The sequence below is a fragment of the Paenibacillus silagei genome (assembly GCF_017874735.1).
Taxonomy (GTDB): Bacteria; Bacillota; Bacilli; order Paenibacillales; family Paenibacillaceae; genus Paenibacillus_AQ; species Paenibacillus_AQ silagei.
Window position 1 is genome coordinate 68,857 of sequence record NZ_JAGGLV010000021.1, and the last position, 11,686, is coordinate 80,542.

Genomic DNA, 11,686 nt, shown 5'->3' on the forward strand with positions numbered 1-11,686 from the left:
AGCGGGCTTTGTATATTGTATCAGGTAAAATATATTGCAACACCGGCGTTCTAACGGTCTAATCCTCCCAGATTGAGGTTTCGAGCTGGTCGACGAACCGCCGCAGCCTGCCGGCAATCTTAAGATTAATTGCCCCGTTCTGATACATCTCCTGTACAGTATTCCGTTGCTCCTGAATCGCCTGCAGCTTCAGCTCCAGCTTGTCATCATCCAGTACGCCGTCATTGCTCCAGCCTTCCCCCTGCACCAGCCTGGATTCCAGCCGTTCGTACTTGTCGATGACCTTCTGTGAGGCGAGCCGGTTCTCATCACTCATTCCTGCACTAACGGCGGATACTGCCGCCTGGCACATCGCAATCTTCGCCGTCCGCGCACTTTCGGCATTCTGCAGGGCGAGCTGTCCTTCTTCCCCGCTGAGCTTACCTGAGAACAGTCCAGAGAACAGCCGCTGAATTTCTGTTAAAGAGAATTTAATCTGTGTATTCAGCCGTTTGCACAGCAGAGACTCCGTATGATCCAGCAGCTCCTCCATCTTCACGGCAACAGGCTCCGGCAGCGCCCCGTTCTCCATGATCCTCCGCAACTCCGTGCGTTCGGCTTCGAGCGCACTCTTACGTGCCTCGACACCCAGACGGAGGAACTGCTCATGGGCCGGGTCATGATCCGGTCTTGCAGCACATAGTCTATCAACCTTATCTGTAAATTCCAGCAGCACAGGCTGTGTTGAGCGCTCCGGGCTCTCAGAGACCAGGCTGCGCAGCATCGACATCCCGGCATCAATGACCACATTTCTGGCCGCCAGCTCCGTATTCCCGTATACAGCTCCGGCGCTCTGAACTACGGTCTCTTCACTGTCCGCAAGCAGCGGAAGGAAGATGCTGGCGATGACCAGCGACATTAGAATCACACCTGCCGCCAGCGCAATAATGAGATCCCGCTCCGGAAATGGCGTCACTCCGTCCCCAAGCACCAGCGGAATGGAGAAGGCACCTGCAAGGGTTACAGCTCCCCTCACCCCTGAGATCGAGGTAATAATCTGTGACTTCAGCGGGGCCTTCTCTGCCTTCAGCCGCTTGCTCTCCCATAAGGAGTAACCATAGACCCACAGAAAACGCAGCACAATCAGCAGCGCTGTGATCGCCAGAACATAGCCGGCAACCATGAAGTTATTCAGCGTCTGATCCCGGTAAATCACCTCGATCACATCCGGAACGGACACACCGAGAATCAGGAAGACCAGCCCGTTCAGCACCAGCAGCAGCACTGACCAGGTACTGGCGGATACCAGCTGAAGCTTATATTGCGGAGAGACGGCCCGGTCCTTCTCAATGGCGTACATGACACCCCCTGCCACAACGGCCAGAATGCCCGAGACCCCGATCTCCTCGCTGATCAGATAAATAATGAACGGCGTAAGGATCTGCAGCAGCACATGGATGGTCACATCCTCCATACCGAACCTGCGGATGAACACGCTGAGCCGGATCAGCAGGAATGACAGCACTGCACCAAGCAGCAGTCCTCCTGCGGCAATCAGCACAAAGCTAAACGAGGCCTTAGGTAGAGAGAACACGCCGGTAACCATGGCTGCAATCGCAAATTTAAAGGCGACCAGGCCGGAGGCATCGTTCATCAGCGATTCTCCTTCGAGAATCCGGTGGATGCTTTTGGGAAGATGAACCCGTCCAGCCAGCGCGCTTACCGCTACCGCATCTGTAGGAGACAGAATAGCCGCCAGTGCGAAGGAAGCTGCCAGCGGAATCGAGGGAATCATCCAGTTAATCGCATAGCCCGCCACAAATACCGTGACAAATACAAGTCCCAGCGCCAGCAGCAGAATCGGTGCCCTAAGGTTCCACAGCTCACCGCGTGGCGTCCGCCGCCCGTCATTGAAGAGCAGCGGAGCAATGAATAATACAAAAAACAGCTCAGGCTCGAAGTGCATATGTATTCCCGTCGGAATTAGTGCAGCAATGATTCCTAGTCCGATCTGAATCAGGGGAACCGGGACAAACGGAATGAAGCGGTTCAAGATATTCGATACGGCGATTAATCCAAGCATCAACAGCACAGCCAGAAAAGTCTCCAATTCCATCATCTCCCCGTCTGATAATCAATTATATTATTGCAATGACCCGGCTAACGTCAACAAACGGAAGGCACAGCGGAAATTACAATCTCCGCCCGTACCTTCCGTTGCCTTATCATTCACGGCTTCCGCCGCTGGTCTAGCAGTAAATAGTAACACGATGCTGTCCGCTCTGTTATTTTAGCGTTTCACTAGCAGCTGTATGCCTATATTCCACGGGTCCCTTAGAGTGATGATACCGCCCTCTTCTTCCACACGGTATCCGGCACGCTTCACACGTTCAGCGGCTTCATGCACATCCTGAATGTCCGGGAGCAGCAGTGTAAAATAATCGATGCCCGCCGCATTCGCCGGAGCCGCCGGAGCCCCCTTGCCAGCCCAGGTATTCAGTCCCATATGATGATGATAGCCTCCAGCCGAAATGAACATGGCCGCATCGCCGTAATGGGCGGTCACCGTGAATCCAAGCGCATCCACATAGAATTTCTTGGCCTCTGCCAGATCACCCACATGGAAGTGAACATGACCCATTACAGTGCCCGCAGGCAGCCCGGTCCAGCTCAGGCCCTCCGATGCAGCCAGCAGACCGTCCACATCCACCGGATCGGTGGTCATGACCACATTGCCTGTTGCTTCATACTTCCAGGTGTCACGGGGCCGGTCGCGGTACAGCTCGATTCCGTTATGATCAGGGTCTTCGATGTATAGAGCTTCGCTCACCAGATGATCCCCCTGGCCCACCGATATCCCGGAATCGATCAGATTGCGCAGCACCAGTCCCAGAGAAGGCCGATCCGGCAGCAGAATCGCAAAATGGTACAGTCCGGCCACCGAGTTCCGGCGCAGCACCTGAGCCTGCTCAATCTCCCGCAGAACCAGCAGCACCTGCTGGCCGTCCGCTGTCAGCTCTACCACGCGCCCTTGCTGCCGCAGAATCTTCAGTCCGATTACATTCTGATAAAAGCTGAGCGAGCGCTCCAAATGACTTACACGGATCTGTACAAGTCCAATTTCCAGTTGTTGCGGTAATATAGCTGTTGCTGTCATAGGAATCCCTCCTGAAATGAATATAGGCTAATTCAAATAAAGTCCCCGGTACCAAAGCGCGCACAATAACGGTTAGTGTTAACTGTTCCTGTCATGTCCATGCAAAGGTAATTTCAATTTCCGTTACACATTAACTTACTTAAGTATAGTAGCGATCTATATGTTTGTCAATTACTTTTACAATACACATCATGTCCAACAAAAAAGCCCAGCCGACAGGCCAGACTCCGAAGCATTCATTCCATATACTTTGGTTCCCCAAGGAGCTCTATCGATACATCCTGTGCAGTAATTCTTAGTTCACTTGGCGGGGAATCCATTAGAACCCGTAGCTCAAACCCCTGCTCCACGGCATAAATCTCGTCATACAGCCAATATTTCTTTTCAAGTGGTTCAGGCAAGCGTAGTCCGCTCACACCTTTGAACTTTAGCTTGATCTCACATTGGTAATGCATCGCCCCGCTGCAGTCCAGAATCATCTCCAGCACACCTTCTGTAGCCATAGTATAGGAGATTACTCTGGCGTCATGCAGACTCTTCTCGACTAACTGTACGGCGCTCTCCGGGAGTTCATGCTTAATGGCTTCGTACCCTTCGCGGTATTCTCTGAAGATCGCCTGCACCCGTTCATCATATTCCCCGCCCCACTGCAAGGCCCGTTCCTTGAAATCAGGCGCAGGATAAGTGGAATTTATGGTTCCGTCATATATTGAAGCGTGGAAGTACCCGGGTAGATATTTCAGCAGATCTTTTTTCATATATTCCAGAAAATCCTTGGCCCGCTCCTCATAGCTGATTCCCTCCGCCACATGCCAGGCCACCTCCTCCTGCCAATCCTGCTCCGTTTCCGGGAAGACCATGAACCCGCGCACCTGCATTTCTTCATACCAGGGTATAGTGAAAAATTTCATTCTGAAGCTTCCTCCACTCTGTAGCGATCCTTAATTCCCGGCCAGCTTCTCTCCCGCGTATACCCTGTGCTCCTGCGTAGCGGCCAGAATCCAGACCGTCAATTGCTGCTTATTGAACAGGAACTCGTTATCTATTCTGAGATAAGGGAGCTTTGTCCCCTCGAAGGGTCCGTCATTACGCAACATTGCATTCTCCGCCTTCATAATATTCTTCACCTGATCTTCACTCAGACGCAGGAACTGTGCAGTCTCTGCAAGTGTCATCAACGGATGGTCCTCAGCTTGGCGTTCCGTCTGCGCTCCGGCAGGTGTCAGCAGTTGCATCTCGTAGCCCGCTCTAATCCGATCTCCGATTACGAAGCTGCCGGCAACCAGACACAGGCCCAGAATCAGAGCAGCTCCCAGGATGGTATAATGATTCTTCATGGACAAAATCTCCTTATATGTATGCTTGAATCAATGTGCAGGAGTATAAGTAAGGAGCCAACAGTCCCTCCACTCCCCTTCATGCAGTTCATGCTCCGGTAATAGCTTGCTGCGTACAAATCCAATTTTCTCATAGACTCTGAGTGCCCTGTGATTCCAGCACTGCGGGTCCATGACAATGAGGTCTGCCTGCTCTGCTTCGAGCAGATGCTTCACCATCCCACCTACCAGTAGCGAACCTATCCCCTGGCTCCATAGCTGCGGCTCACCAATGAACTGATCCATTCCGTAGACCTTTCCCGTATAATCTGCGTAGCCGTACTCCGTCAGCTCTTCCCTGCCAACAGGATAGAACTGGATATAACCTATATCCTGACCCATGAACTGCACGATCCCACGGTATAATCCCTCTTCTTCACTTTCATAAAAATGCGTCTGTACCCGTTCCAGATCATGCGGACAGTCCCGGCCTTCATAATACTCCAGCACTGCCGGGTCCGAGAGCCATCGTACGAGCAGCGGTGCATCCTCCTGTTCCAGCCTGCGGACACTGAGGTCCCCGTTCTGAAAAAGAATCATAATGAGATCACTCCTTATATTCCTCTAGTCCTGTCACATATGTGTCAGTCTAAACGATAGAAATTGAAGTGTAAAGTCAGCACCAAGCAGCTGCTCATCAAAAAAAGTGGCCCCGCCGGTAACCGGCAGGGCCAAAAGTCTATTGTAAGGGGGTCATGGGTCTACTATACTGAGCGAAGCTTAAGGCCAGATGAAAAACACATAAAGGTTTAATGAAAATAGACAGAATTCCGCAAGGATCAAAGAAAGACCCTGCCGAGGCACGGCGGGGTCTTCCACAAATGGTTCCACTGGGGGGTGGAGAACTTCACTATACTCCCCGAACCTTAAAAAAACATAAAACGGGGCTGAAGGTTTCCTTAAATTTACGTACATCAGATCCTGTCTCAAGCCACAGGAAGCTGATGTATGATCTGATCCAGGGTGACCTCCTGCAGCACATTCTCCATCGCCTTCTGTGCAAGAGAGAACACTGGAACAATAGCGCCTGCAATGTTCTTGCCTACCGGACACTCCGGGTTCGGATGCTCATGGACAGAGAACAGGGAGTCCTCTTCCACCGCATTCACCGCCTTATAAATCTGCAGCAGCGTAATGTCAGCTGCACTGCGGGCAAGCTTCGCTCCGGCCACACCGGGACGAACCTCCACAAGTCCTGCCTTATTCAGCATACCCGTAAGGCGGCGAATCACTACGGGGTTCGTATTCACGCTACCGGCGATCCACTCGGAAGTGCTTTTGCCGTCTTTATTGCTGTCGATTAAGGTTAGAATATGAATAGCCACCGCAAACCGCGTGCTAATGTTCATGTCAATCACTCCTTCACACTGGCCGGAATGCTTCCGCCAGATGCAACTATAATAGTTACATTTAGGGCAATTGTCAATCCCATGAGGAGTTTGCAGACAACAGAACACTATTCACTGTCATACGCCTGCAATGCCACCGGCAGGGCTTGAATCACCACATTACCCACTGCCGGAAGGGGCAGCAGCACTGCGCTGATGATCTCATCACGGGTTGCGCCTAGTGCTTTGGCATGCTTAACATGAAAGGGGAGCCCGCTCTCCAGCCTAACCGCCGCGAGTACAGAGATATAGGCAATCTCCTCGGTTTTGGCATCCAGGCTGCTTGCGGCATCCAGCTTCTTCACAATTTCGCCAAGGGCCTTTTGCTGCTCCGGCGCTTCCTTCATAAATGTCATAAAAGCATGACTGACTTGCGGTACATTATCCACTTTAATTAACCCTCCGATTCTGGAAACAGATTCTTGCATTCCATATCATAACATCATCTTTAGTATGAGGGTTTCTTGCGTAATGCATACATTACAACTGTTAAATATTCCTATATATAAGATGCACTTAAGGTCTGCACTAAAAGCTGGGTCGTCGCTGCGGTGAACATTTGGCCCTCCGGCCGCTGTTGTGTTTGGATTTCTTCATACAAACCGCTCCTCGCGGTAGAAATCCAAACACAAAGGCGGACGCTATCGCTCCTCCAGTTCCAAATTTCCCCTCCACTTCTTTTTGCTTTTTGTTAATAGCTTTAGTGCGTCTTATATATCTTCACGCAGTAGTCAAAATAATCGGCTTGCCCTTGGTGACCACAATTGTGTGCTCAAACTGGGCCACGCGGCTATTATCGGCAACGCTGAGTGTCCAGCCATCCGGCTGCTGCTCTACGAAATCAGTGCCTGTGGACAGAAACGGTTCGATGGTAATGACCTGGCCTTCTCTCAGCACCGTCGTTACACGCGGATTATAGAAGGGCAGAATCTCAAACGGCTTCTCATGCAACGCTTTGCCAATGCCGTGGCTGCAAAGGTTACGCACGACTTTATAGCCGCGCTTCCGTGCTTCCGACTCCATAACCCGGCCGATCTCGTTCACCTTCATGCCCGCCCGGAGATGATTAATCACGCTCATCATGGTCTCTTCCGTACTCCGGCAGAGGTGAATCAGCTTCTCATTATAAGGAGGCAATTGAAACGATACCCCGGCATCGCCAAAATAACCGTTCAGCTCGGCGGAGACATCAATATTGATCAGATCTCCGGCCTGAATGACACGTTGTCCCGGAATTCCATGCGCTACCTCTTCATTCACACTGATACAGGTCGTTCCGGGGAAGTTGTAGGTTACCTTTGGAGCAGATTTTGCGCCAAAATGGTTGAGAATCTTCGCCCCCACCTCATCCAGCTCCGCAGTCGTCATTCCGGGAACTACACTTTTCTTCATCTCAGCGATGGTGTGGCCTACCACTGCACCCGCCGCTTTCAGCCCTTGCATATCCTGGAGCGTCTCGCTCGTCATCCCTGCTCACATTCCTCTCGTTATCAAAGCTTCACCTTGAGTATGTATCCTACAAGTATAACAGCCTTGTTACGCAGAGTGAAATCAACGTACCTCTTAGCTTATTGCACCTACGGCCTTCATCCAGGCATCGGCGATTAAGGCATGTCCGGCAGGCGAAGGGTGTACCCCGTCCGCCGCCCAGTAGGCAGGTTCAGCCTTGACGGATGCCGCTGCGAATAAGCCATCCAGCGGCACCAGCACAGCGCCGTATTCACGGGCCAGCTCACGGACTACGTGGATTTTGGGGTCCAGATCCTGACGCCAGCCCTTGCGGTCTTCCGGCACCGGCAATACGAACGGCTCCACCAGCACCAGCTTGGCATCCAGATGCTGCTTGGTCCGTTCAATCAGATCACGGTAGGACGACTCGAATTCAGCCGCTGTAGTCTCCTGCCCGGAATCATACCACCGCCAGGTATCATTTATGCCAATATAGATAGACACCCAGGTTGGCTTCAGTGCAAGACAATCCCTCTCCCAGCGCTCCTGCAGATCGACCGCCCGGTTGCCGCTGATTCCGCGGTTCAGGAACGTAAGATTCTTCTCCGCATACTGAAGGCCAAGCCGGGCGCCCGCCATCAGCGCGTAACCTACACCCAGCGATGAGGCATCGGCGTAATTGCGTCCACAATCTGTGATACTATCCCCCTGGAACAGGATGATATCGTTCTTTTGAAATGGCATGCCTGAAGTCCTCCTATGAAAACATCTATAGTATGTAAACATGATCATTATAGCAAATCGGCTTTCCTGCGGACACGTTTTCATTGAAAATTATTCCTAAAACAGAAAACCCCCTGGGACTGCCATATGACAGTCCCAGGGGGATCTTAGAATAGAGATTTAATAGGCCAGGCTGAACAAGCCATGGATATGAGTCAAGTAACGGATATTGCTGGCTTCCTTCATCAGCGTTGCGGGCAGCCCCTTCAGCGGAGTGGAGTTACCGCCGACAATGGCTACCCCGTCTTTGCGTCCGAGGCTGGCGAGTGTGCCGGAATTAACCGGGCTGAAGGCTTCCTGCGGCTTGTCATTAAGATAAGCGAACAGATTGTAGCCAATCAGCTCACCCATCTGCCAGGCGATCTGTGCCGTTGGCGGATAAGGACGGCCATCCGGTGCGAAGACAACAGCGCTATCTCCGGCAACAAATACATCAGGGTGTGAAGTAGACTGCAGGAATTCATTCACCGTGGCCCGGCCGCGGTTGACTTCAAGACCGGATTCGCCAACCAGCGGATTGCCCTGTACCCCGCCGGTCCAGACGAAGGTGTTCGCCACAATCTGCTGCCCATCCTTGAGATCAATCTTATTATCGGCCACCTTCGTAACCGGAAGACCCGTCAGGAATTGCACCCCGCGCTTCTCCAGGCTGGCTGTAGCGCGCTCAATCAGATGATCCGGCAGGACAGGGAGAATCTTCGGACCCGCTTCAACGAGCAGAAGCTTGATCTCAGCAGGATTCACTCCATATTGCTTCGTCAGCTTAGGCAGAATATCGGCAATTTCGCCTACCAGCTCTACGCCAGTCAGTCCGCCGCCGCCGATCAGAATTGTTGCATCTGCTGCGTTGCGGGTTTTGGAGTAGTCACGAATCCGGTCTTCAATATGACGGCGGATCCGCAGTGCATCTGCTGCTGATTTCAGCACCATGCTGTATTCTTCAAGTCCCGGAATACCAAAGTATGCGGTGGTGCTGCCCAGACCGACAACGAGAGCATCATAGGTCAGCATGACGCCGTCCGAGAGAATAACCTGCTTGTTCTCCGGGGAGAACGAATTGACCTTGGCGATTTTCAGATCAATATCTTTACCGGCGAACAGCTTCGCCAGCGGCATGGCAACCGCCTGTTCAGACGCACTGCCCGCTGCAAGCCGGTGCAATTCCGTAATAATCTGATGTGTCGGATACTGATTGACTACTGTTATTTTGGCTTCCGCTTTGCTCATATATTTACGAATGGTTAAGGCACTAAGCAGGCCGCCGTAGCCTGCACCTAGAATCACTATATGTTTTGACATGATAATTCCTCCATCATTAAGTATTACGGGCTTATTTGCCCGATTGACGTTCACCGCTGACCTGCAGATAGGCATTCATGAACCGGAGAGCCTTCTGTACCTGCGGGTCCTTGATCATCTTCATCATGCCGAACAGGCTGACTGTTTCGCTGCTTGCCTCCGCGCGGTCTTTCGCTTCAATAACAGTAGCCGCCAGATTCTTGGCAGTGCCCACCACAGGACCCGCCATTTCCTTAATCGCACCGACTGTATCATTCTTAAGTACTTCATCCGTGGCAACCGACTGCACAAAATCTAGTGATTTGGACAATACACTGACCATTTGTGTGATCTGCGGCAGCTGCTCTACCAAAAGAATCAGAGATTGCTGCACCTCCGGCTTCAAAAGCTCTTTCAGCACATCCTCTCTGGGAAGAGCTGCTTCTGGTATTTCTTGTTCAGGCAGGGTTTGGGTAACGGTTTCTGACATATCGAAGTCTCCTTTTACAAATCGTATTCTTGCACAATGACATCCAGGTGAAACTATGTGACTATTATAACACTCTATTTGTTATTATTGTCACAATCTTTTTACCTTTGCAACCTATTTTTGTGATTTTAATCACTTCCTCATCGGTTTTATCGAACTCAGTCGTTTAATCAGGTTAAATTTACAAATTATTATGTTTTTCCTCATTGACGTATACAAAGAGTCGTGATATCTTAAGCAAGTAACTTAATGTAAGTTCATTAATTAATATCAGCAATTGATTATTACTAAGCAGCATACATATTAGATGGAGGTAATGACTTATGAGTACTTTTTCCGAATTGGTGCAGTCCCGCAGATCGGCTAATAATTTCGTGGAAGGTGTTACCATTCCGCAGAGTGAGCTCGAAGAGATGTTCTCCCTGGCCCGCCTGGCTCCCTCGGCTTATAATCTTCAGCACACCCATTATAAGGTGATCAGCGATGACAACGTAAAGGAAGCCATCCGCAAGGACGCGTATGGTCAATACAAGATCCACACCGCATCGGCTGTTATTGTGGTACTGGGTGACAAGAATGCCTATCTGCAGGCTCCTGAAATCTATAGCGGGCTTAAGCTTCTGGGAGCGATGAGCGAGGATGCATACGAGCAAACCATTCAATCTATCAACGATGCTTATACCGGGAATGATGCGTTCCAGCGGGATGAAGCGATCCGCAATGCTTCTCTGTCAGCGATGCAGTTCATGCTGATTGCCAAGGATAAGGGCTGGGATACCTGCCCAATGATCGGCTTTGATCCGGAGGCTGTGAAGGCTACCCTCGGTCTCGGCGACCATATGGTTCCGGTGATGCTGATTACAATCGGCAAGGACAACCAGCATAAGATCAGACCGCGCGGCTACCGCAAGCCGGTTAATGAGTTTGTTGAATTCATCTAATAAAAAGGGTCTTCCGGCTACTATGCCGAAAGACCCTTGTCTATATCATCCTGCCGTATTCTCAATCCATGCTCACCGCGCATACTGCAAAATCGCCACAGCCGCACGCTCCTGCCGCTCTACATCCGTGCTGTTCAAGGCTGCCTTCAGGACAGCCAGCGCCTGCGCTACTGTAGCTTCATCCACTTGAACCGGACAGGCACCGGCGGCATTCCCGCCATCCCCTGCCTGATTCCCCAGCCACAGATCGATTCGGGCTGCGGGCAGCACTCCTGAATAGGCAGTTATTCTGCTGTCAGAGGCAAGCAGCCCTGTTACAGCCGGATTAACCGCAGCGAGTGGCAGACTCTTCAGCCAGGTGACACCGCGCCGGTGGGCTGTACGATCCTCTGCGCCGCTGTGCCGGGTATCATAGAAGTAATCGCCAAGGTCCCCGAGATACACCCATTCTTCATCGGCGATCAGCACATAATCCCCATCCTGCATCGCATTAATGAAGGTATCCAGAGTATGGGTTGCACCCTCCAGCTCCTGCCCGTGATAGCCGGCGGCAGCCAGCTTGCTGATGATCTCTTCTCTGCTATGCTTCTCCAGATCTCCCGTACCGGAATAGCCTGCACATATATAATTATCCTCCAAAAAGGACTTCAGCAGCCCGCTGCCGAGTTCCTCAAGCTTCATTGCATACAAGCCCATTTCCGTATCCTCTCCCTCCAGGCAAAGCTGCCGGAGTCTACGCAGCATTGAAACCATCCTTTTCATTATACAGCAAAGGCAGCGGGATTTGAATTCGGCAGATTCTAAGGAAAACGCAGAATAATAGCGCTTACAATACCTTTTTCCAA

The 11,686-nt window shown here is 51.5% G+C and carries 13 protein-coding genes; 1 reads left to right on the forward strand and 12 read right to left on the reverse strand.

Annotated features, from left to right (window positions below):
* Window positions 1–58 precede the first annotated feature (58 nt).
* From J2Z70_RS25075 to J2Z70_RS25125, 11 genes are all read right to left on the reverse strand, one after another.
* On the reverse strand, window positions 59–2,089 hold the full coding sequence (locus J2Z70_RS25075; protein ID WP_209877713.1) for a Na+/H+ antiporter: 2,031 nt from the start codon (window positions 2,087–2,089) through the stop codon (window positions 59–61).
* Between the two features lie 180 nt (window positions 2,090–2,269).
* Window positions 2,270–3,136, reverse strand: coding sequence for a VOC family protein (locus J2Z70_RS25080; RefSeq protein WP_209877714.1), 867 nt, complete (start codon window positions 3,134–3,136; stop codon window positions 2,270–2,272).
* A gap of 236 nt (window positions 3,137–3,372) precedes the next feature.
* On the reverse strand, window positions 3,373–4,047 hold the full coding sequence (locus J2Z70_RS25085) for a DUF4085 family protein (protein WP_209877715.1): 675 nt from the start codon (window positions 4,045–4,047) through the stop codon (window positions 3,373–3,375).
* Window positions 4,048–4,077: 30 nt separating this feature from the next.
* A complete protein-coding gene (locus J2Z70_RS25090; protein WP_209877716.1) occupies window positions 4,078–4,473 on the reverse strand; it encodes a hypothetical protein in 396 nt (131 codons plus the stop codon).
* 30 nt (window positions 4,474–4,503) lie between these two features.
* A complete protein-coding gene (locus tag J2Z70_RS25095; RefSeq protein WP_209877717.1) occupies window positions 4,504–5,052 on the reverse strand; it encodes a GNAT family N-acetyltransferase in 549 nt (182 codons plus the stop codon).
* 386 nt (window positions 5,053–5,438) lie between these two features.
* A complete protein-coding gene (locus J2Z70_RS25100) occupies window positions 5,439–5,861 on the reverse strand; it encodes an Rrf2 family transcriptional regulator (RefSeq protein ID WP_209877718.1) in 423 nt (140 codons plus the stop codon).
* A gap of 107 nt (window positions 5,862–5,968) precedes the next feature.
* Complete coding sequence (locus J2Z70_RS25105) at window positions 5,969–6,256, reverse strand: carboxymuconolactone decarboxylase family protein (RefSeq protein ID WP_036695137.1); 288 nt, start codon at window positions 6,254–6,256, stop codon at window positions 5,969–5,971.
* 364 nt (window positions 6,257–6,620) lie between these two features.
* The gene (gene map / locus J2Z70_RS25110; RefSeq protein WP_209877720.1) at window positions 6,621–7,367 is read right to left on the reverse strand and encodes a type I methionyl aminopeptidase; all 747 of its coding nucleotides are present in this window, start codon (window positions 7,365–7,367) and stop codon (window positions 6,621–6,623) included.
* A 96-nt stretch (window positions 7,368–7,463) separates the two neighbouring features.
* Window positions 7,464–8,093, reverse strand: a complete 630-nt coding sequence (locus J2Z70_RS25115) for an SGNH/GDSL hydrolase family protein (RefSeq protein WP_209877722.1) — start codon at window positions 8,091–8,093, stop codon at window positions 7,464–7,466.
* A gap of 159 nt (window positions 8,094–8,252) precedes the next feature.
* The gene (locus tag J2Z70_RS25120) at window positions 8,253–9,431 is read right to left on the reverse strand and encodes an NAD(P)/FAD-dependent oxidoreductase (RefSeq protein ID WP_209877724.1); all 1,179 of its coding nucleotides are present in this window, start codon (window positions 9,429–9,431) and stop codon (window positions 8,253–8,255) included.
* 31 nt (window positions 9,432–9,462) lie between these two features.
* Entirely contained in the window at window positions 9,463–9,900 is a 438-nt protein-coding gene (locus tag J2Z70_RS25125; RefSeq protein WP_036729594.1) for a DUF1641 domain-containing protein, read from the reverse strand.
* Between the two features lie 323 nt (window positions 9,901–10,223).
* Here J2Z70_RS25125 and J2Z70_RS25130 point away from each other — a divergent pair, with 323 nt between their 5' ends.
* Window positions 10,224–10,841 carry a nitroreductase family protein gene (locus J2Z70_RS25130; protein ID WP_036729596.1) on the forward strand — a complete coding sequence of 206 codons (618 nt, stop codon included), beginning with the start codon at window positions 10,224–10,226 and terminating at the stop codon, window positions 10,839–10,841.
* 72 nt (window positions 10,842–10,913) lie between these two features.
* Here the strand turns inward: J2Z70_RS25130 and J2Z70_RS25135 are convergent, their stop codons facing one another.
* A complete protein-coding gene (locus J2Z70_RS25135; protein ID WP_209877726.1) occupies window positions 10,914–11,585 on the reverse strand; it encodes a hypothetical protein in 672 nt (223 codons plus the stop codon).
* Window positions 11,586–11,686: the final 101 nt, after the last annotated feature.

What these genes read in the sequence shown, in the direction of transcription:
- J2Z70_RS25130 (WP_036729596.1), top strand. Translation starts at nt 10,224, where the DNA reads ATGAGTACTTTTTCCGAATTGGTGCAGTCCCGCAGATCGGCTAATAAT.
- J2Z70_RS25085 (WP_209877715.1), bottom strand. Translation starts at nt 4,047, where the DNA reads ATGAAATTTTTCACTATACCCTGGTATGAAGAAATGCAGGTGCGCGGG.
- J2Z70_RS25120 (WP_209877724.1), bottom strand. Translation starts at nt 9,431, where the DNA reads ATGTCAAAACATATAGTGATTCTAGGTGCAGGCTACGGCGGCCTGCTT.
- J2Z70_RS25135 (WP_209877726.1), bottom strand. Translation starts at nt 11,585, where the DNA reads ATGCTGCGTAGACTCCGGCAGCTTTGCCTGGAGGGAGAGGATACGGAA.
- J2Z70_RS25090 (WP_209877716.1), bottom strand. Translation starts at nt 4,473, where the DNA reads ATGAAGAATCATTATACCATCCTGGGAGCTGCTCTGATTCTGGGCCTG.
- J2Z70_RS25105 (WP_036695137.1), bottom strand. Translation starts at nt 6,256, where the DNA reads ATGACATTTATGAAGGAAGCGCCGGAGCAGCAAAAGGCCCTTGGCGAA.
- J2Z70_RS25125 (WP_036729594.1), bottom strand. Translation starts at nt 9,900, where the DNA reads ATGTCAGAAACCGTTACCCAAACCCTGCCTGAACAAGAAATACCAGAA.
- J2Z70_RS25100 (WP_209877718.1), bottom strand. Translation starts at nt 5,861, where the DNA reads ATGAACATTAGCACGCGGTTTGCGGTGGCTATTCATATTCTAACCTTA.
- J2Z70_RS25115 (WP_209877722.1), bottom strand. Translation starts at nt 8,093, where the DNA reads ATGCCATTTCAAAAGAACGATATCATCCTGTTCCAGGGGGATAGTATC.
- J2Z70_RS25080 (WP_209877714.1), bottom strand. Translation starts at nt 3,136, where the DNA reads ATGACAGCAACAGCTATATTACCGCAACAACTGGAAATTGGACTTGTA.
- map (WP_209877720.1), bottom strand. Translation starts at nt 7,367, where the DNA reads ATGACGAGCGAGACGCTCCAGGATATGCAAGGGCTGAAAGCGGCGGGT.
- J2Z70_RS25095 (WP_209877717.1), bottom strand. Translation starts at nt 5,052, where the DNA reads ATGATTCTTTTTCAGAACGGGGACCTCAGTGTCCGCAGGCTGGAACAG.